This window comes from Bartonella phoceensis (genome assembly GCF_902825145.1).
Classification (GTDB): Bacteria; Pseudomonadota; Alphaproteobacteria; order Rhizobiales; family Rhizobiaceae; genus Bartonella; species Bartonella phoceensis.
The window spans coordinates 284924-304911 of the sequence record NZ_CADEAD010000003.1 but is presented as its reverse complement, the minus strand read 5'-3'; the positions used below and the strand labels follow the sequence as shown (position 1 = coordinate 304911).

Sequence of the window (19988 nt, the reverse complement as noted above, 5' to 3'; positions counted from 1 at the left end):
TAGCAAGATAGTATAATTTTTATATTATTTTTCATAATGTTTTATATTTTTAAATTTTTGCTAATATGGCAAAGAGCAAAATAAAGCTTTATATCCTCTTTTCAATAAACAAAGACGATGCTTTAAGATGTTGTATAATAAGTCTATAGCTTATACAGATGTTAATGCTTATCGGTAATGAAGCTTATGCGATTGATGTGTAGAAGTTACAAAAGACTGATTTTTTTTGCCTGTAATTCATATTCTTTTTACAAGATTTTAAAATAACACAAAAAAATGGGTGAAGAAGGGATAGTAAAATTTATGATAATTTTTTTCATTTTCTAGCGTTATGACTGCTTTTGTGTTTTATAGTACATCCATTGCATGTGTGCTCAATTCTAAGATTTCCATTTCGAGCTTATAGTGAAGAGATATTTTAATCTGATTATAAAGCATTCTATTGATGGATCATAAGATTGCCTAAAATAATAAAATATTACAAGAGTGAATGCCCTAATTTAATAGAGAAAATAGAACTGTTGATTGAGCATGCAATTTATCCATATCGACGTTACTTAAATTTTTCTTCTTTAAAATATGCTTTTGAGTTCATTGTTGTGATTGATATTTTTTCACGAAAAAAAGACATATGCATTAAGTGAGATATCCATAAATTTGTGCACAAAATTTGAAGATATATGATAATAATTTAATGGTTATTGTGGATTTCATTCTTATGAATTGCATAGTGATGCATTTTACAAATATTTGCACAAAAAATGCTTTTATTAGACATTATTTCATTTCTTTATGCTGTACAATTTTTTGATCAGTTTATCTTAAATTAGAGGGAGTATGTATTCATTTCTCTTTATGTTTATTTTATTTCAAAAGGGCGAAAATTATAGTAATGTCAAAAAAAGTCATAATCTTTGAAGATAACGAACTCAATATGAAGTTATTCCGTGATCTTGTAGAGATGAGTGGCTATGAAACTGTTGAGACATGTAATGGTCGTATAGCATGCGATTTAATGCGTTCATAATATCATTTATTATTTTATCTTGAGCAGCTTTTTCAATTAGAGCCAGATTTTATTACGTTAATTTTTGGGCTTGGTTAGCTATTTTTTCTCAATCTACAATAATATAGAAAATTATTTTATTAGTGCATTTTGATAAAATGTTTTTTTGAATTTATATAATATCTTCTAAATTGATATGAGTAATATTTTTATTAAGTGTGTATTTAAGAATATCTATGATATTAAGACTTAAACATAATAAGATAATCATATCTTAATAATATTTAATCACTAAGTTATACAATTTTAAAGATACAAACCAAATAATTGACAAACACAAATAATTGTGCAATAAGTATTTTTTATTATGTTAATACAAGCACAAAATGATACATAATTGAGATTTTAATTATATTAATCTTCTAATATGATAAATATACATCAATAACTGAATGATGTGATTTTTTCTATTTAGAGGGGAAGATGAATAAATTTAATTTATTAAATATTAGGTGGTTATGATGAAAATATTTAGTCATTTTATAGTATGTGTTGTTGCAGTAGCTATTCTTTTTTCACAGATTTTAGGAGCTAATGCTGATTCTTTAAATAGTAGATTTCAAAATACTGGTTCCATTTTTGAAATGAGACAAGAAAATGGAGCTGCTGAAACTGTTAATACAATTATTAGTCGATTTGCAGGACAAAGTATTGAAAAAGATGTCCAAAAAGTAGTGGGCTTAATAGGGATGGAGGCGGCCATTTTTGGTTTAGTCGCATATCTTGTATATTTCTTTACTAGAAGACCACCAAGTGCTCAAAGAGCAACAGGTGGAAGAGTATTCGATGCTCTTACTTATAGTATATGGGCTCTTTAATTAAAAGATATTTTACTTGATAAATTTTAATTATTCCTTTGTTAGATGTTTCATATAAATAAACCGTGATTGAATATCATGGTTTATTTGTTTTTTACTCTCGATGATATTGCTAAATTCACTCTTTTATATCATTAAGATATTGTTTGGAGGATGGTAGTATAGGGCGCATTAAATTTAAATAATCAGTTGCTTTTAAAAGCTAATTAACTTTTGTCTCTTCAAAATGTGTATTCGAGTTCCTTTTTACGATTGATATTTTTTCTATAATGAGAACATGTATCATTAATTGAAATCCATAAGCTTTGTATATCAAATCAAAAAATATATGGTAACACAATCTTACGGTTATTGCGGATTTCATCTTATGAACTGTATATGATGTGTGTTACAAATATTTGCGAAAAAATACTTTTATGGGGCGTTATTGCTTTTTTTGTGGTTTACAATTTTTTTTATCATTTTATCTTAAGTTATAGGGAGTACGTATTAATTTTTCTTGATCTATTTTTCTCAAAAGGGTGGAGTTATACTAATGTCAAAGAAAGTCATGATCGTGGAAGATAATGAACTGAATATGAAGTTATTCCGTGATCTTGTAGAGGCGAGTGGCTATGAAACCGTTGAAACACGTAATGGTCTTATGGCATTAGATTTGGCTCGTTCATTTATGCCTTCTCTTATTCTTGTGGATATACAGTTGCCGGAGGTATCAGGTATAGATGTTATTAAACAACTGAAAGAGGATGAGGGACTGAGGTCGATCCCTGTTGTTGCTGTAACAGCCTTTGCTATGAAAGGAGATGAAGAGCGAATTCGTGCCAGCGGATGTGAAGAATACATGTCAAAACCTATTTCTGTTCCTCATTTTATCACAATGGTAAAGCATTTTTTAGACTGACACTTTTTTTACTGGTAATAGAAAAAGGTATTGGAAAGCTACGAGACAACTGAAGTGATATTATCAATATTTTTGTGAACAAGTGCGTGTAGAGATGTCTGAATTATCAAACCATAGATTCTAAAAATTAAAGTTGAAGATGCGCAGCTTTTTTGGGTAGTTTTGCATAGAAGAGGAAATTATCGTTTTATATCCTTATTTTTTTCTGACATATATAAATTAATTGCTACGTTTTCCTAAAAAAATTGCTTTAGTAAGCAAAAAGGCTCCGTTGAAAACGGAGCTCTACAGATTTCATAAAAGCTGATATTAACGCTTTGAAAATTGGAAAGAACGACGTGCTTTCGCCTTACCGTATTTTTTACGTTCAACAACACGACTGTCACGGGTAAGAAAACCACCTTTTTTCAAGATTGTGCGAAGTTCTGGTTCGTAATAGGTTAAAGCTTTAGAAATGCCATGGCGCACTGCACCAGCCTGTCCAGAAAGACCACCGCCTGCAACGGTTGCAATAATATCAAACCGGGTATCTCTATCTGTTGCAACAATTGGCTGACGAAGGATCATTCTAAGAACGGGACGTGCAAAATATTTGTCAAATTCCTTGTTGTTAATAGTAATTTTTCCAGATCCTGGTTTGATCCATACGCGAGCAACAGCATCTTTACGTTTTCCTGTTGCATAAGCACGTCCCTGTGAATCAAGCTTTTGCATATGGACAGGAGCGACATTTTCATGAGCTTCTATACTATTTGTTATTACACTAAGCTCAGCAAGAGAATTAATTTCAGCCATAATCAAGTAATCCTTTTGTTTTTGCGGTTTAAAGCACCAACGTCAAGAGCTTCGGGCTGTTGTGCCGCATGCGGGTGTTGGCTCCCAGCATAAACACGTAGATTCTTCAATTGACGGCGACCGAGTGGCCCACGAGGAATCATGCGCTCCACAGCTTTTTCAACAACGCGCTCGGGAAAACGACCTTCAAGAATCTGATGTGCTGTACGCTCTTTGATTCCGCCAATATAGCCGGTATGCCAATAATATTTTTTATCTGTATATTTTTTGCCGGTGAGAGATATCTTATCTGCATTGATCACAATAACATTATCACCGTCATCAACATGTGGAGTAAATGTAGCTTTATGTTTACCACGTAAGCGGTTAGCAACAATTGTGGCAAGACGACCTAAAACGAGGTTCTCTGCGTCAATAATAACCCATTTTTTCACCACTTCAGTTGGCTTTTGTGAAAAAGTTGCCATAGAAGTATCCTTTATTAAGCCCTTTAAAACGTGGGCATTTCATTGTTTTGCGTTGAAAATTGTTATCATAGCGAAATATTTAACGCGCATTATCTGCTCTGATATAATGTCTTTTGATTTACGTCAAGAGAAAATAAAAACTTATAAAACAGTACCTTATGATTGAGGTATTATAATACCACTTCAGAGGATTCTTGTACAGATTTTAGAAGTGAAAATAGAGACTGTGAAAGAATACTTTGTCTTTAACTCTCGATTGTATTTTATTGGTTTTTATTGTAAAATAAACGACGATGCAGCGGTCCCGTTATTTTCTCAATGTTGAATCTTCTGCGTGCGGTCAGGCTTGGTTAGAAGCTCTTGATATTCAAGGTATAAATAATGCGCGCGCTATTTCTCAAAAATTTGGTTTTCCAGATGAATTGGCACGCGTTCTCTCAGCAAGGGATGTGGATGAATCTGAAGCTGTTGATTTTATCAATCCAACATTACGCACGCTTATGCCTGATCCAGAAAGTTTTAGAGATATGCAATGCGCAGCAGAGCGTATTGTTGAGGCTCTTCTCAATCAAGAACAGGTTGCTGTTTTTGGTGATTATGATGTTGATGGTGCCTGCGCATCAGCAATCATAGCGCGTTTTTTTCGTTATTTTGGGATTGAAACCAAAATTTATATTCCTGATCGTATTGTTGAAGGCTATGGACCGAATGAACAGGCAATGAGAATGCTCGTAGAAGAAGGGGCCCGTTTAATTATCACTGTTGATTGTGGTGCAAATAGTCCAGATGCTGTAAAAGCGGCGAAGCTTGCAGGTGCTGATGTTGTGATTTTAGATCATCATCAAATGTCAGAGATTCATCAAGAAGCTGTTGCTCTTGTCAATCCTAATCGTCCTGATGATTTTTCTGGACAAGGGCATTTATGTGCAGCGGGTGTTGTCTTTGTTACATTAGCTTGGGTTCATCATTTGTTGCGGAAAAAACGATTTAAAGGCCAACTGCCTGATCTTTTAAGTATGCTTGATCTTGTCGCATTGGCGACTATATGTGATGTTGTTCCATTACAGGGGGTTAATCGTGCTTTTGTGGTAAAAGGGCTGCAAGTTGCTCGTTCTATGCAGAATCCAGGGATAGGAGCTTTGACAAAGGTTGCACGGATAGGGGAGCCACTTAATAGTTTTCATTTAGGTTTTTTGTTAGGCCCTAGAATTAACGCAGGAGGGCGCATCGGTGATCAAGCTTTAGGAGCACGTTTGCTTAGCTGTGAGAATAAAGATGAAGCAGACAGAATAGCAGAACAATTAGATCAGCTTAATCAAGAACGCCAAGAAATGGAGAACATTCAATTAGCGCAGGCGGAATTTTATATTGCTTCTCTTTATCAAGATCAAGAAACACCATTGTCACTTGTTATTTCTCATAAAGAATGGCATCCTGGGATTATTGGTATTCTTGCGTCACGCTTAAAAGAGCGTTTTTTTTGTCCTGTTTTTGCTATTGCTTTAAAAGAGGATGGAAGTGGCGTAGGGTCAGGACGTTCAATTAATGGCATAGACTTAGGAGCACTCGTTCGTGAAGCTGTCGCATTAAGTTTATTAGAAAAAGGTGGGGGACATAGTATGGCAGCAGGGATTACAATCCAATCAACAAAAATTGAAATTTTTCGAGAATGGCTGGAAAAAAAAGTGTCTTTAATGGTTTCACAGTTGCGTGCTAGAAAGTCCCTCAGTATAGATGGTTGCCTTTCTGCTTCTGGTGCCAATAAAGCGCTTTTTGATATGATTGAAAAAGCAGGTCCATTTGGTTCAGGAAATACGACACCTATTTTTGTTCTTCCCTCTCACCGGTTAACTAGTTTGTGTGAGGTCGGTAAAGGACATCTTCGCCTTGTTATGTCTAATATTGAAGGAAAAAAACTGCAAGGAATAGCTTTTCGTGCTGTGGGGACATCACTAGGTGATTTTCTTTTTAAAAATATGGGTGAAATGATTCACTTGGCTGGCAATCTTAGTCTGAATTATTGGAATGGAACGATCAATCTACAACTGCGTGTGATTGACGCAGCCGCAGTAGTTTGAAAAGGATATTTTTTGAAAATTAGATATCTAGATTGGAAGCAAAAGTCGAATTTTCTTGTATGAAACGGAATCGCGCTTCTGGTTTTGTTCCCATTAAGCTTTCTACTGTATTTTTAGTTTTTTGCATTTCCATTGCATCAATAGAAACACGTAGCAATGTACGTTTTTGAGGATGCATAGTCGTTTCTTTAAGTTGTTCAGCGCGCATCTCACCAAGCCCTTTAAAACGCCCAATTTCGATTTTAGCTTTTCCAGTGAATTCAGTCTTTAGCAATTCATCTTTATGGACGTCGTCACGTGCATAAGCAACTTTTCCTCCTTGCGATATTCTGTAAAGAGGAGGTACGGCAAGGTATAAATGCCCCTGATGAATGAGGTCAGGCATCTCTTGAAAAAAGAAGGTAATGAGGAGCGAGGCGATATGAGCTCCATCAACATCCGCATCCGTCATAATGATAACACGTTCATATCTAAGATCTTTTTCACGATACTGAGAACGTGTTCCACATCCAAGCGCAAGGATAAGATCACCAATTGTTTGGCTTGCGTTCATTTTTTCGTGTGCAGCGCTGGCTACATTGAGGATTTTCCCACGAAGAGGTAAAATTGCTTGGTTTGCTCTGTTTCGTGCTTGTTTAGCGGAACCACCAGCAGAATCACCTTCAACAATGAATAATTCGGCACCAGCAGCACAGTTTTGGCTACAATCTGCGAGTTTGCCAGGCAAACGTAATTTACGTACAGCCGTTTTTCGATTTATTTCTCTGTTTTGGCGCCGTTTTACGCGTTCTTCGGCACGTTCAATAACCCAATCAAGAAGTTTTGTGGATTCTTGGGGAGAATTTGTCAGCCAGTGATCGAAAGGATCGCGTATTGCATTCTCAACGATACGCTGTGCTTCAATTGTTGCTAATCGATCTTTGGTTTGTCCAACAAATTCAGGATTTTTGATGAAAACTGAAAGTATAGCAGCCGTAGAAATCATAACATCATCGGAGGTAATAATAGCAGCACGTTTGTTTCCTATTAACTCAGCGTAAGATTTCAATCCACGTAAAAGAGCTTGACGCAGTCCTATTTCGTGTGTTCCACCTTCTCCGGTGGGAATAGTATTACAGTAAGATTGTACACATGCATCGCCACTATGCCAAGCAATAGCCCACTCAACCGAGCCATGGCCATTATCCTGTTTTGTTTTGCCAGAAAAAATTTCAGACGTGACCTGATATTCATTTTTCAGTGATGAAAGTAAATAGTCTTTAAGACCATCCGGGAAGTGAAAAACAGCTTTTTCGGGAATATTTTTTTTTCCTTCAAGGATAACAGGATCACAATTCCAGCGAATTTTTACACCGCCAAAAAGATAGGCTTTTGAGCGTGCCATCTTATAAATTTTTTCTGGATCAAAAGCTGCTTTTTCCCCAAAAATTCTACCATCGGGATGAAAACGGACGCGTGTGCCACGACGATTATAAACATCACCCAAATCTTCCAATCCAGATTGAGGAATACCCCGTGAGAAACGCTGCCGGTAAAGTTTTCGTTCTCGTGCTATTTCGACTTCCATATCATCAGAAAGAGCATTAACAACGGAAATTCCTACTCCATGAAGTCCACCAGAAGTTTGATAAGCTTTTCCATCAAATTTTCCACCTGAATGAAGTTGTGTCATAATAACTTCAAGAGTAGATTTGTCAGGCATTTGAGGATGATTTTCGATAGGAATACCACGTCCATTATCTGTAACTGTTAAATAACCGTTTCTATCTAATGATACATCAATTAAATCTGCATAACCAGCGACAGCTTCGTCCATGGCATTATCAATAATTTCAGCAAATAAATGATGAAGTGCTTTACTATCTGTTCCGCCAATATACATTCCAGGGTGTAAACGTACAGGCTCTAATCCCTTTAGCACGCGAATAGAGAGGGCATTATAGCTATCTTCTTGCGTATCTTTCGCACTTTTTTTCGAAGCAATTGTTTCTGACTTCACAGGAGATTGCAGACTTTTTTCTTTTGTATTTATTCGAGACTGCGCATTATTTAAAATACTAAAAAGATCTTTGCTGTTCTCGCTCATAGCATTTGATTATCCACCTCATAACATAAAATTCTCATAAAAATAAAATTATGCCTGTTTTTTATTTAAAAATCAATGCACTTAGGAAACATCAATTGTTGGACCAAAAATTTGTTCAAATGCTTGTTTAAGAGCAATATCAATATCATGCATTTTTACGGAAAAACCTAAATCAAAAAAGCTGGTTACACCGTAATTTGTAATTCCACAGGGAACAATCCCTGAATAATGTGCTAAATTGGGATTAACATTAATGGAAACCCCATGAAAGCTTACCCATTTGCGCACACGAATACCAATAGCTGCGATTTTATCTTCCGAAGAGATGCTATTTTGTATTGACGAGTAAGTGGATCGTTGAATCCAGACTCCGACGCGATTTTCGCGCCGTTCACCTTTAATATTAAATTTTGCAAGCACTTGTATGATCCATTCTTCTAACGCACTGATAAACGCGCGAATATCTTGCTTGCGGCGTTTAAGATCAAGCATAATATAGGCAATACGTTGTCCTGGACCATGATAAGTAAATTCACCGCCACGACCTGCTTCATAAACAGGAAATAAATGAGGTACCAAAAGATCTTTTTTATTTGCGCTTGTACCAGATGTATAAAGAGAAGGATGTTCAAGAAGCCAAACTTGTTCATGTGCATTTTTTGCAAGAATGTTTTCTACACGCTCTTGCATATAACGAAGTGCTTCAGGATATTCGACCAAGTTATTACTTATTTTCCATTCAACCGGTGGGTTACCGGGCATTGTTTTAAACTGATGTGGTAAATGATTACGATCAGTACGTTTCAATGTAAATGTCATGAGCGATATTTATGTTGGTGTTCAAGTGCGTATTATAATCAGTAAAAGAATTGCAGAGTAAGATAGGGAATTATTTATTAAAATTGAGATAATACAGTAATGAATTTTGTCTAAAAAATTTGCTATACTCAAAAATTTATGCTCGTTTTACCATCTTCCTGTGGCTCCACCGCCACCTGATGACCCACCACCACCTCTAAATCCTCCACCACCTCGAGGACCACCGAATCTTCCATCAGGATATCTTCCACCGGCATTTAAGTTAAGAAACCAAGGTGTAAAGATAATACCCAACCAGAGATATTTTTGTGGACCTACTTTTTTTCCAAAAATCATCGCGAGAATAGGTAAACCAAACACTATAAAAAGGATTAAAAAAATGATTGTATTCGCTATCATTTCCTCTTTTTCAGCTTGTTTACGTTTTGCTTGAACAATTTTAGCTTTTTCTCTGATTCTAAAAGAAAAATCAGAATCATTTTCTGTAATGATGTTGATAATTGCATGCACTGCTTCGACAATCCCTTTTTGATAATTTCCTTCACGGAAATTGGGAAGAGCAAAGGTATTAATGATAACTGCGGAAAGAGCGTCTGTTAGCACTCCTTCCAAACCATAGCCAACTTCAATGCGTGTTTCACGTTCATTGGGTGCAATAACAAATAATACACCATTATTGATTTGTTTTTGACCTAATCCCCATCTGCGGAAAAGAGAATTACTATATGTTTCTATATCCTTTCCTGAAAGGGTAGGGACAGTTACAATCACAATTTGATCTCCAGTTTTCTCTTCGAGTTCAGCCAGTTTTTCTGTTAGATTCTGCTTTGTTGCATTATCAAGCAAATGAGCTACATCATTAACATAAGCAGTTAAGGGAGGAAATTTAGTCTGCGCATAAGTGATATTTCCCAACGCAATGACCAAATACAGAGTACTCAAAAGAACCCATAAGAACGGAAAAACATTGCGTTGTATAGAATGCCGAAACGATTTCATTAATTAAAATTGACCTTCGGTGTTTGTTGGCTATTTGTATCGATGGTAAAAGTAGGCATAGGTTTAGCATCACGAAACCATAATTTTGCCCAAATCATAGTTGGCATCGTTTTAAGAGCAGTATTGTAAATACGTACGGTTTCGATATAATCACGACGTGCAACAGAAATCCGGTTTTCAGTTCCTTCTAATTGCGATTGCAGAGCGAGGAAATTCTGATTTGCTTTAAGATCAGGATAGTTTTCGACAACAGCCATAAGACGTGAAAGCGCACTTGATAAATTTGCTTGATTATTAAGATAATGCTTCATTATTTCTGGGTTATTCAACATATCTGCATTGATGTTTACTTGCGTTGCTTTAGCACGTGCTTCAATAACATTCGTAAAAACAGATTGTTCATGGGCTGCGTAAGCTTTGACAGTTTCCACGAGATTGGGGATGAGATCTGCACGACGTTGATATTGGTTTAGCACTTCACTCCATGCTGCATGTGCTTTTTCCTCATTTGTTGGTATTGTATTAAAACCGCAGCCACTTAAAAATGGTATTAAAAATGCTAAGAAAAGAACAACTGAGAATTGTCTCAACATTTTAACCATAGGATAAGCGATTGTAATTGAAGCAGTTCGTGCATTTAACATAAAGATATCTCCACAGCTATTTTAATGTATTATATAGGATTTATATTTTCTGTGAAAAGTATTTTTAATTTTATAAAAAGACATTTTGTGATAAAATTGATAACTATATGAATTTTAAAGTTATTATCATTAAGTAATTAATTTATTATTAAAATATTAATAACAATATCATACAATCTTATGAAATAATAATATTAACTATTATTGGTACAGATTATCATTTTTTCACTTTTTGATTTAGAAATTACTTATTTCATAGTATTGTAGATGAATATAAAATCTGTGGAATATATATGATGCTGCTTAAAATTTTAGTTATAGATGATTATGTTCTATAAAGATCCTTGAGAGTCATCTTCATAGAGCTTTAAAAGCTCTTTTTTCTGACAGTATCGGACTTATGATGTTTGAAGTACTTGATATAATTCTATTCCACCAAATGGAGAAAGTTTATCTACTTCTTGCGGCGTGCCTGTATAATTATATCATCACTCCTTAACTGAATGTAGCGACTTAAAAATGGTATTATTTTCCCAAAGCTAAAAATCATATCCCTCATATTGCCAAATTGCCTCGTTTCACCATTCAGCTTCATTTCAAAGGTTATTGGATCGTTTATTTTGTTCTTGTTTATGAAGTCAGAGACGCATGCGGCTCTTTTAAATCCTTTAGACAAAAGCCAGGGAAGCTTTTTTCTTTCAGTTTTGTTTGCATATCTCTAGCTGTTAGATCCAGACCTATCGCTATTGCATCTTAGTATTCTACAGCTTCTACCTTATCGACCATAAAAGTGTCCTTTGAAATTCTAAGCATAATTTCAGTTTCGAAATGTATTTCTTTGGAAAAATCAGGGAGATAAATTTGATTTCCTAAGACGAGTGAACTATACGGCTTGCTAAATATAACGGGTTCATCTTCAACAACATTGCCAAGTTCATGTACATGTTCAACATAATTGCGTCCAACGCAGTAAATATTATTAATCATAGGATACCACCAAGTTTTTCATTGGCTTTTTGTCTAAACTATACTACAACCGTAAGGATAACGTTTTTTTATATAGGTATATGCGTTTTCTGCAAAATATGCATTGTGTGAGTTTACCGATCTCAAAGAGAGTCAGTCAATATTGTTGCTCCAGGCTTTAATGAGAGAGTGGTCACGTGCTGGCTTCACAGATAAAGCATCCAAGAGCATGTAAAATTCAACCTTCTCCCTGAGATGCTTGTCTAAATAATCAAAATCACTAAAGATTTTATTGCTTGCTGTATCCACTAAAATACCATTTTTCTTCATCTTTTTGAGGGATTCTGAATAAATCACTCCAGTTGTTTTTTGTAAGAGGGCAGTATAATGATCCACTCCCGACTTTCTTCTAGAAGGTGGTTATATCTTTTAGAAGCCTAAAGATGAGTGATTTTGCTAGACCTTTCAATATATGGATCATAGACAACTCTTTGAATCCAAAAGGCTTTAACCTTTCCAACGTCGCTTTCCCTATTTTACCTCAGCCAATCAAATCGATGGCCTTACAATTTGGATGTAATGCGTTAAAATCCCTCACTTGACATATTTTACCATATTTTTTGTTAAATCATTATGTCTAAATACTTGCCTGCGACCCTCCAAAATCATTGTTAATACGATATTAACCACTTTATTTATGTAGTTAAAGAGGGGTTATTAGCAAATTTGATACCATGTTTTAAGCGCTTCATAGTCTACCTAGTTATAACCTATACCAAATCGTACTGTTATTTTACACTTACGCATTTTTTTCACTGTTTTCTCTGTTATTTTTGTACGCTAGATCACTAAAGAATCAATCGCTTCCCTATCTATTATAGTGATTTTCATTACATTCTTTTTCTATAATCGATAAACATTAGATCTTCGAAACTTTCTTCATTTATTGGTGAAATTATAGAAGCTGAATGGTACATTCCCATATCATTTTCAACAGTATACTTTCTAAATTTCCTTTTAAAACTCTCTCTTTTACTTTTTTCTATTTTCATCATGGACAGATAGTATACCACTTTAATATTGAATCAATCTGCTGATTATATGCATACTTATGAATATATGACCATTTTTATGAGCACCTTCAAGTATATGATTTTATTGTATTATTTTTTGATTCGATGTAGAATTGCTGCAAAAAAAATCTCATATTTCATCTTATTTTTTATACATCAAAAAAGCATTAAGCATGTTTTCAATTATTTTGTATTATAGTATTCAATGATGTTGCCTCTGATATTTTAGGTTGTTTTTCAATCCCACCCGCATAACTACTGATTTCAAAATTCCGAAAAAACATCATTATCTAAAAATCTATCATTTTTTAGCTACATCTGTGACAAACTTTCTAGATCTCCTGTAAGGATCACCTTCTTTGCATATAAGGATCAATTGGTAAATAGTCCTAATTTTTTTTCAGGCAGGAAAAATCGGTTATCTTATTAGCTCTGATATTGATTTTTTCAGAAAAGATGTGGGTAAATTTATTTTGTTTTAATTCATCAACAATCTTATCTATATTACAAACATGCAAGTTTCTTTTGCTATGTGAACGAATTTTAACTGTATATCGAGTAAAAAGACTTTTTTATGTACGTGTCATTTTATCATGTATATGCGATAAGTGCATTGTACTGTTCGTTTTAAGCCAGTATATACAGTTTTTAATTCAACGCGATGCTTTGGACTTATTAGAAAAAGGTACAAGGATAGAAGAATATACGATAAATTGTTTTTTAATCGTTAAATACACTATTTTGAATGGAATTTTGACTAAAGAAAACAAAAAAGCAAAAAAATTACGAAAATAAAATTTGATAAAAAAAATGAGAAAAGTCCATTAAGTTATTTAAAATCATTTGAAAAATGTTACAAAACTTAGTGTCAAACTATAATGAGGAACAGGGATAACTTGCTCAAATTCCTCAGGGAAGCAATAGAGACAATGTGATCTAATTGTATAATAATGATTAATGAAGGAATGTTTATCCGATTTCTGGATAGAAGAACAGTTTTTAAGTAAAATTGTTGTCTCTCATGGTTGTGTAATCAATAAATGCAAACAGTTTTATACACATTTATTAGTGATCGTGGAATGCTTTATGGTCATACACTAAAATGTCAAACCACTTTGGCAAAAGAGAATTTTTCATTCAGATAATGAGGGGGAAAGTTATCAGCAAAGAGATACAGGCACGTTGTTAGCGGTTTGCTAGTTAAATGTGTGCATTTTAAAATCAAAAGGGTGGGGAATGATAAAAAATAATGAGCAATATCGTTATTTAGTGGTAGGTGTCACGGGGATGTTTTTCAACCTTGTGTCATTTGTTAAAGCTGCAAGAAATGATTATCGCAGCACATTTTCTTTCTCATCAGGTTTAGCTTGAGGCATTGCAAAAAAAACTATATGTGTGTGCCATTGGATTATTATTATGCAGATTCACGATACAATTTTTAGAAGCTGTAACGCAATGATACGGGCTAAAATACTGCATATTTATGGGTTCATTCGTCTGTACATACATTTTTTTGTACGTCAATTGAGAGGTTAGCTCTTTTGACTAAGCTACTGTGTATTTTCATGTTTTTGATTCTAATGTTAGCGATAAAATGATTGTTAATTGCATGCGCGAAAATAAGGTTGATTTAATATCAGTCAAGTTAGCACGAAAAACAACGCTAAATGGTTACCAGTAGCTTACCCCCATCAGGAATAAGCCGACAGGTACTAGATGCGACGAAAGATCATTGAATGAATTAAGATTATGATGATTTGAGACAGTGAATTGAGTTAGGAATTTTCTATATATTTTTTTGAAAAGTGATCCTTATTAAAACAGATTATCTTTAAAAAAAATATATCTTTTAAATTACTTCGATTGGTATTCAAGCAATTTTATTAAAAACGTTTAAAAATTCATTTAAACGATTGACCTTTTGCAAGAACTTTGTAAAAAGACGTACTCAGTTTGGAGGGGTGGCCGAGCGGTTTAAGGCACCGGTCTTGAAAACCGGCGTGCAGGAGACTGTACCGTGGGTTCGAATCCCACCCCCTCCGCCACAGCACTTTTATCGTGCTATATCTTATTGATTTTATATGTTTTTTAGGGTGGAGGATAAATGTAGCTTGTCTGAATCTCCCCATACTTCTTTTCCCATAAATCGTGATAAGTTTGCACAAACAAGGCGCGGTCAATCACTGACAATTCATTGCGAAACAGATTTTCTGCAACCTTTAAGAGCGCAGCATTGTCCTTATCAGCTTGCACCACAACGGCATCAATTTCGTTATAGCCCAAAAGCTCAGTAGCCCGTAACCGGTGTTGCTCCAGCAATCAGCGTGTAATTACCCTCTTTCGCATTGGGTGTATGGCGCACGGTAATAGGGTTCATCAACCCCTCTCGTGCCATGGATTGTGTAAGCGCCTTGGTATGCTCATCATCAACAGGGCGTATACGTTCAGGAACAACAATCAAACTTAAAGCAATCTCTTGAAACTGTGCCATCACGCCGCCGCTTTTTTGATCTCTTTAAAAAACAAATCCATCGCATGCCCCACCCATCTTCGAACAGCTGTGCGTTCACGCTCTTGCATGGCAACAAGACGCTGCCGCAGTACCTCAAACTGATAATACAAAATATGGATAACAATCTGTCGCGCTAACGCCGCATCAAATAAGTCATGCGGAGGATCAATGATATAACCGGATCGGCAAAGGCTTAAATCCTCCACTCACCGCCTTAAAAGAACAAGTAAGCATGGCTTCCAAACGTTCAGCTTCTGAATAAGGATTGAAAATTTTTCTTTTTGCCTCGGAGGTCCATAAATTATAAGCAGAAACCATAACCACCCCCTATAAAAATAATCCCCTCACCACCTATGGGAAATAAAACCATCCAAATGGCTGCCCCATGATGCAACGCTATGCAATTTATCTTGCCCATTTCGTCTTGATTTTTAGACATTGATAAACCTTTTTGGTAGTTAAATTCATGGCAAATGCACAAAAACGTAGAGCCAACACAGTTTTAAGCAGCGTTACCGCGTAATGTGGAATGCTTTATCGAAGCCGTATGAGCGTGTTTTGCTGCTTTAAAAATGCGACGGCGACTTTTAGGGTAGCGGTCGGAGAAAACTTGCTCAACGGGCAAACCGATAAAGTCGGCAATAGCGTGTTCGGCTTTCTCGTTGGGTCGTGCCCAGATATGTTGAACACCGGATGACGGGAGTTGATAAGCTTTCGCGAGCTCTGCCAAGATCATGTTACGGCAGCGTAGCTCGGCTAAAATACTATGGCGATCCCATACTTGCATGCATGTTTGTGTGGTTGTCATAACTTTCGCTCTTGCTTTAAACGGATGCTTAAACCATATGTTTTTTGTGGGGTTAAATGTACAATAAACGCCCTCAATAGCGGGCAGTAATTAAAGATATATATAAATGGAATATTAGTCAGCCCCATTTGTAGAAATTTATAATATGGCACGACAAAAAAACAAGCCAAAAACCGCATTAGCAAAACGACTCACAGAGGTTAGAAAGCTTGTGGGCTTATCTCGTGATATATTTTCTCTTAAAATTGGCATCAGTATTCAAGGGCTGGGAAATTACGAACGCGGTGATAGAACTCCAGATGCAACCGTTTTATCATCATATAAAGAAAAATTTGGAGTGAATCTGAATTGGCTTTCGACTGGTGAAGATGAAATGTTTGTAAACATGATGATGCCTCAGACTTTCAATATCTCTCCACCCACCATTCCTGCTGGACTGATGAAAAAACTTGGTCGCATAGCTTATACAACCTATCGCGATGCAAATATAAAACTCCTCCCTGAAGATATAGCGGAATTAGCGGCAGAGCTTTATAAAAAGTTCCAAGAGCTTGTTCAAAACATCAACGGCACAGAAGAAGTAGAACTTACTCTGCCTCTTCTAAAATTGCATTTAAAGCATCAAATCGAGGATGAAAGTTCACATCTAGAAGCTACACAAGATACGGCTTAATGCCCCTCTAAAATCAAAAATACAGGCGCGTTTCTCTTTACATTAAGAAATTATAATAATATTTTGTTTTTAAATAATTATATCAAATAAAAATAGAAACGTGCTATATGGCGCATATCTTTTTTGATTTTTGGGTCATTTTTAATTGATTTTGGAGTCAATTGAACTTTTGGTTTGATTTTTTTCAAAGGGGATTCAAAGACTTTTCAAAGGCCATTTAGATTCTTTAATGAAATGAGTTTTTTTCTTCTTTTGAAAGATTGTAATTGGCGGTAATTAGCTCTTTAGTGGGAAATATATTATTTGAGGAACGACACGAATAAAATGTGCTCACTGCTTTTAGTATAAATTAATTGAAGATTTTCCATCTATCTTGCGCGTGATAAGTGTTTTTTTGTTCCATGCTGATAAGAAAACCAGATTCAATTTTTAACTAATTCTTACCAAATTTCGCACAAAATATCCTACGCCTAAGCTAAAAAAATCTTGATCAGTTTTGATATTGCTCTCTTCACAAACAAGTATGTGTGTTTCAGAATAGACAAAACAATATAATTATCCATAAAAATCTCACATCCCATTATCTATTGAAACAGTAATAATTTTTGAATAGAATGAATATTTTGCTCAGAACGGTTTTTGATAACATTTTACGCAAACTTCATATTGATTACTAAAAATGTCTATTAGTTATGGCTGAGAAATGAACTTAGTCTTTTTTTATTTTACTATGGAAATTTACGAAAAAACTCTTATCTGCTGGAATAGAGGAAAAGGTCATTAAATTTTATGCTTTAGATAAAGAAACAATAACAAATTTTAAAAAAATAATCAGATACTGATCATAAAGTTTTTACAATAAAGTCTTCTAATCCATTGAAATAGGAAACCATTAGTCCATCTATCAGAATTTTAGATGGTCTGCCCAAAGAGAAATTAGAATCATTCAATAATCTGCATCTGAATAGATACATATTCAAAAATTCTATTTTCTTGCTTTTCTGTAAAAAACTATAAAAAATCAATAAATTATATGATCTTTAAAAAAACATGGTGGGCGATGAGAGACTCGAACTCCCGACATCCTCGGTGTAAACGAGGCGCTCTACCAGCTGAGCTAATCGCCCGATGCTATGATCAGCAATTGGATAGGCACTCTTTAAGGAAAAATTTTTCCAAACGCAAGAATAAAGATAGTATTTGATGATTTTTTTGAAAAAATGTATAAGTCTTCTTGACATAAACGAATGAACACCTTACACGACGGCTTATACCAATTAAATTGGTTCAAAAAGATGCGCGGGTGTAGCTCAGTTGGTTAGAGTGCTGGCCTGTCACGCCGGAGGTCGCGGGTTCGAGCCCCGTCACTCGCGCCATTTTCTAATCCTTTTATGAGATTTCCGTTTTTAGGTGTATGCATCTTATGTACGAGGCGTATGGCCATGAGAGTGTTAGCTTTATATGTTTCTAGAATATAGCTTTTCCTTCTTTTTACATGGTTTATAAGAATAGGGCTTGCGTCTTTCTTTGCTCTGCGTTACCTATGCCGATAAGAAAAGCATCGCTCGGTATGTCTTTTAAGCAGTACGAGCGAATTTAACAGAACAATTATATGATTTATCTGTTTGATTAATAATGTGGAGTGATTGCGTTAATTCAGGTCATTTCACTAAGGTGGAAGAGGATTATGACTCATTTATTGAGCTCTTATTTGCCGGTTTTGATCTTTATCATTGTTTCGGCAGTTATTGCGGGGGTTCTTTTAATTATGCCTTATATAGTGGCTTATCGTTCTCCCGATCCTGAAAAACTATCAGCTTATGAATGCGGATTTAATTCGTTTGATGATGCACGCATGAAGTTTGATATTCGTTTTTATTTAGTATCAATTTTGTTTATCATCTTTGATATTGAAGTCGCTTTTCTTTTTCCTTGGGCAGTTTCATTTAGCTCGATAGGTATGTTCGGCTTTTGGTCGATGATGGTGTTTTTAGCACTTTTGACTATCGGATTTATATATGAATGGAAAAAAGGAGCTCTTGAATGGGATTAATATCGGATAATTCAATGATTACTGTTCCACAACCAAAAGGGCTTATTGATCCAAATAGGGGCAAGTTGATAGATTCTGACGACAACTTTTTTCGTGATATTAATACAGAACTATCCGATAAGGGTTTTTTAGTTACTTCGGCAGATGCTTTGATTACTTGGGCACGTACCGGTTCTTTAATGTGGATGAGTTTTGGTTTGGCTTGTTGTGCTGTCGAGATGATGCAGTGTTCAATGCCTCACTATGATAATGAGCGTTTTGGATATGCGCCGCGTGCTTCACCTCGCCAATCAGATGTAATGGTGGTAGCAGGCACTCTGACAAATAAAATGGCACCTGCGTTAAGAAAAGTGTATGATCAAATGCCAGAACCGCGTTATGTGATATCTATGGGGTCATGCGCAAACGGTGGTGGGTATTACCATTATTCTTATTCAGTTGTACGTGGATGCGATCGTATTGTACCTGTGGATATTTATGTTCCGGGGTGTCCTCCTACGGCGGAGGCGTTGCTATACGGTATATTATTGCTGCAGAAAAAAATCCGTCGTACAGGTTCCATAGAGCGATAAGGATTTCATGATCATGGTGAATGAATCATTAGTTGAACTTGCTACCTATTTAAAAAACAAATTAAGAGATAAGCTTGAAGAGACTATTCTTGCATTTGGTGAATTAACTATTGTATCGCGTCTGGATGCAATCACAGATGTTTTAATGTTTGTTCGTGACGATTCTCGCTGTCAGTTTATCAATATCACGGACATTAGCGGTGTTGATTATCCGTCTCGTGATAAACGTTTTGATGTTTCTTATCAACTTTTATCTCCTCGCGAGAATTTGCGTTTACGTGTTAAGGTACGGACTGATGAAAATACTCCTGTTGCTTCTGCTTGCTCGATTTATCCTGGGGCAGAGTGGTATGAACGTGAGACGTACGATATGTATGGAATTTTGTTTTCAGGTCATCCTGATTTAAGGCGGATTTTGACGGATTATGGATTTGAAGGGCATCCTTTGCGCAAGGATTTTCCTGTCACAGGGTTTGTTGAATGTCGTTATGACAATGAAGCGAAGAGAGTAATTTATGAACCTGTTGTTTTGCGACAAGAGATGCGCAATTTTGATTTTCTTTCTCCTTGGGAAGGAGGACAAAATGTTTTACCGTATGATGAAAAATGAGATATCAACAATGATATTGGAGCGTATAAAGTTTGGAATTAGAATAAT

The 19988-nt window shown here is 35.4% G+C and carries 17 protein-coding genes, 3 tRNA genes and 4 pseudogenes; 11 read left to right on the top strand and 13 right to left on the bottom strand.

The genetic code is table 11. The annotated features are described in order from the left end of the window. Nucleotides 1-892: 892 nt before the first annotated feature. From J7R07_RS05445 to J7R07_RS05435, 3 genes and pseudogenes are all read left to right on the top strand, one after another. A pseudogene (locus J7R07_RS05445) lies at nt 893-1024 on the top strand (response regulator); the annotation flags it as partial. A gap of 500 nt (nt 1025-1524) precedes the next feature. Then, entirely contained in the window at nt 1525-1884 is a 360-nt protein-coding gene (locus tag J7R07_RS05440; protein ID WP_246464860.1) for a hypothetical protein, read from the top strand. 535 nt (nt 1885-2419) lie between these two features. Continuing rightward, nucleotides 2420-2785, top strand: coding sequence for a response regulator (locus tag J7R07_RS05435; protein ID WP_208435875.1), 366 nt, complete (start codon nt 2420-2422; stop codon nt 2783-2785). A gap of 309 nt (nt 2786-3094) precedes the next feature. On the opposite strand, the gene rpsI is transcribed toward J7R07_RS05435, so the two are convergent. Together rpsI and rplM are read right to left on the bottom strand one after the other, a co-directional pair. Then, nucleotides 3095-3580 carry a 30S ribosomal protein S9 gene (gene rpsI, locus J7R07_RS05430; RefSeq protein WP_208435874.1) on the bottom strand — a complete coding sequence of 162 codons (486 nt, stop codon included), beginning with the start codon at nt 3578-3580 and terminating at the stop codon, nt 3095-3097. Nucleotides 3581-3582: 2 nt separating this feature from the next. Continuing rightward, a complete protein-coding gene (gene rplM / locus J7R07_RS05425) occupies nt 3583-4047 on the bottom strand; it encodes a 50S ribosomal protein L13 (RefSeq protein WP_208435873.1) in 465 nt (154 codons plus the stop codon). Between the two features lie 293 nt (nt 4048-4340). Between rplM and recJ the strand changes: the two genes are divergently transcribed. Then, nucleotides 4341-6125, top strand: a complete 1785-nt coding sequence (recJ, locus tag J7R07_RS05420) for a single-stranded-DNA-specific exonuclease RecJ (protein ID WP_208435872.1) — start codon at nt 4341-4343, stop codon at nt 6123-6125. A 19-nt stretch (nt 6126-6144) separates the two neighbouring features. Here recJ and parE read toward each other — a convergent pair whose 3' ends face one another. The 6 genes and pseudogenes from parE to J7R07_RS08385 form a co-directional block, all read right to left on the bottom strand. Then, a complete protein-coding gene (gene parE, locus J7R07_RS05415) occupies nt 6145-8211 on the bottom strand; it encodes a DNA topoisomerase IV subunit B (protein WP_208435871.1) in 2067 nt (688 codons plus the stop codon). Nucleotides 8212-8292: 81 nt separating this feature from the next. After that, nucleotides 8293-9030, bottom strand: coding sequence for a lipoyl(octanoyl) transferase LipB (lipB, locus tag J7R07_RS05410; protein WP_208435870.1), 738 nt, complete (start codon nt 9028-9030; stop codon nt 8293-8295). Between the two features lie 147 nt (nt 9031-9177). Next, nucleotides 9178-10029, bottom strand: a complete 852-nt coding sequence (locus J7R07_RS05405) for a TPM domain-containing protein (RefSeq protein ID WP_208435869.1) — start codon at nt 10027-10029, stop codon at nt 9178-9180. Continuing rightward, nucleotides 10029-10673, bottom strand: a complete 645-nt coding sequence (locus J7R07_RS05400) for a LemA family protein (RefSeq protein ID WP_208435868.1) — start codon at nt 10671-10673, stop codon at nt 10029-10031. Before J7R07_RS05400 ends, J7R07_RS05405 begins: the two co-directional genes overlap by 1 nt. 398 nt (nt 10674-11071) lie before the next feature. Further along, nucleotides 11072-11660 (bottom strand): annotated as a pseudogene (locus J7R07_RS08555) (fumarylacetoacetate hydrolase family protein). Nucleotides 11661-11792: 132 nt separating this feature from the next. Beyond that, a complete protein-coding gene (locus tag J7R07_RS08385) occupies nt 11793-12035 on the bottom strand; it encodes a hypothetical protein (protein ID WP_246464859.1) in 243 nt (80 codons plus the stop codon). Between the two features lie 1913 nt (nt 12036-13948). On the opposite strand from J7R07_RS08385, the gene J7R07_RS08505 reads away from it, so the two are divergent. Together J7R07_RS08505 and J7R07_RS05385 are read left to right on the top strand one after the other, a co-directional pair. Further along, nucleotides 13949-14083, top strand: a complete 135-nt coding sequence (locus J7R07_RS08505) for a hypothetical protein (protein WP_281384543.1) — start codon at nt 13949-13951, stop codon at nt 14081-14083. A 584-nt stretch (nt 14084-14667) separates the two neighbouring features. Further along, nucleotides 14668-14757: transfer RNA gene (locus J7R07_RS05385), tRNA-Ser, on the top strand. Nucleotides 14758-14827: 70 nt separating this feature from the next. Here the strand turns inward: J7R07_RS05385 and J7R07_RS05380 are convergent. The 4 genes and pseudogenes from J7R07_RS05380 to J7R07_RS05365 all read right to left on the bottom strand — a co-directional run. Beyond that, nucleotides 14828-15203 (bottom strand): annotated as a pseudogene (locus tag J7R07_RS05380) (ParB/RepB/Spo0J family partition protein); the annotation flags it as partial. Then, a pseudogene (locus tag J7R07_RS05375) lies at nt 15203-15542 on the bottom strand (hypothetical protein). The pseudogenes J7R07_RS05375 and J7R07_RS05380, both read right to left, overlap by 1 nt. Further along, the gene (locus tag J7R07_RS05370) at nt 15526-15663 is read right to left on the bottom strand and encodes a hypothetical protein (RefSeq protein ID WP_208435867.1); all 138 of its coding nucleotides are present in this window, start codon (nt 15661-15663) and stop codon (nt 15526-15528) included. The pseudogene J7R07_RS05375 and the gene J7R07_RS05370 overlap by 17 nt, the downstream one beginning before the upstream one ends. A 63-nt stretch (nt 15664-15726) precedes the next feature. Further along, nucleotides 15727-16032: a helix-turn-helix domain-containing protein gene (locus J7R07_RS05365; protein WP_208435866.1), complete on the bottom strand. Its 306-nt coding sequence runs from the start codon at nt 16030-16032 to the stop codon at nt 15727-15729. 145 nt (nt 16033-16177) lie between these two features. On the opposite strand from J7R07_RS05365, the gene J7R07_RS05360 reads away from it, so the two are divergent. Next, nucleotides 16178-16705, top strand: a complete 528-nt coding sequence (locus J7R07_RS05360; protein ID WP_208435865.1) for a helix-turn-helix domain-containing protein — start codon at nt 16178-16180, stop codon at nt 16703-16705. 1051 nt (nt 16706-17756) lie between these two features. On the opposite strand, the gene J7R07_RS05355 is transcribed toward J7R07_RS05360, so the two are convergent. Then, nucleotides 17757-17832: transfer RNA gene (locus tag J7R07_RS05355), tRNA-Val, on the bottom strand. Nucleotides 17833-18004: 172 nt separating this feature from the next. On the opposite strand from J7R07_RS05355, the gene J7R07_RS05350 reads away from it, so the two are divergent. From J7R07_RS05350 to J7R07_RS05335, 4 genes are all read left to right on the top strand, one after another. Next, nucleotides 18005-18081 (top strand) — tRNA-Asp (locus J7R07_RS05350). A 311-nt stretch (nt 18082-18392) separates the two neighbouring features. After that, the gene (locus J7R07_RS05345) at nt 18393-18758 is read left to right on the top strand and encodes an NADH-quinone oxidoreductase subunit A (RefSeq protein ID WP_208435864.1); all 366 of its coding nucleotides are present in this window, start codon (nt 18393-18395) and stop codon (nt 18756-18758) included. After that, nucleotides 18749-19330: a NuoB/complex I 20 kDa subunit family protein gene (locus J7R07_RS05340; protein ID WP_208435863.1), complete on the top strand. Its 582-nt coding sequence runs from the start codon at nt 18749-18751 to the stop codon at nt 19328-19330. Before J7R07_RS05345 ends, J7R07_RS05340 begins: the two co-directional genes overlap by 10 nt. A 16-nt stretch (nt 19331-19346) precedes the next feature. Continuing rightward, complete coding sequence (locus tag J7R07_RS05335) at nt 19347-19940, top strand: NADH-quinone oxidoreductase subunit C (RefSeq protein ID WP_208435884.1); 594 nt, start codon at nt 19347-19349, stop codon at nt 19938-19940. Nucleotides 19941-19988 lie beyond the last annotated feature (48 nt).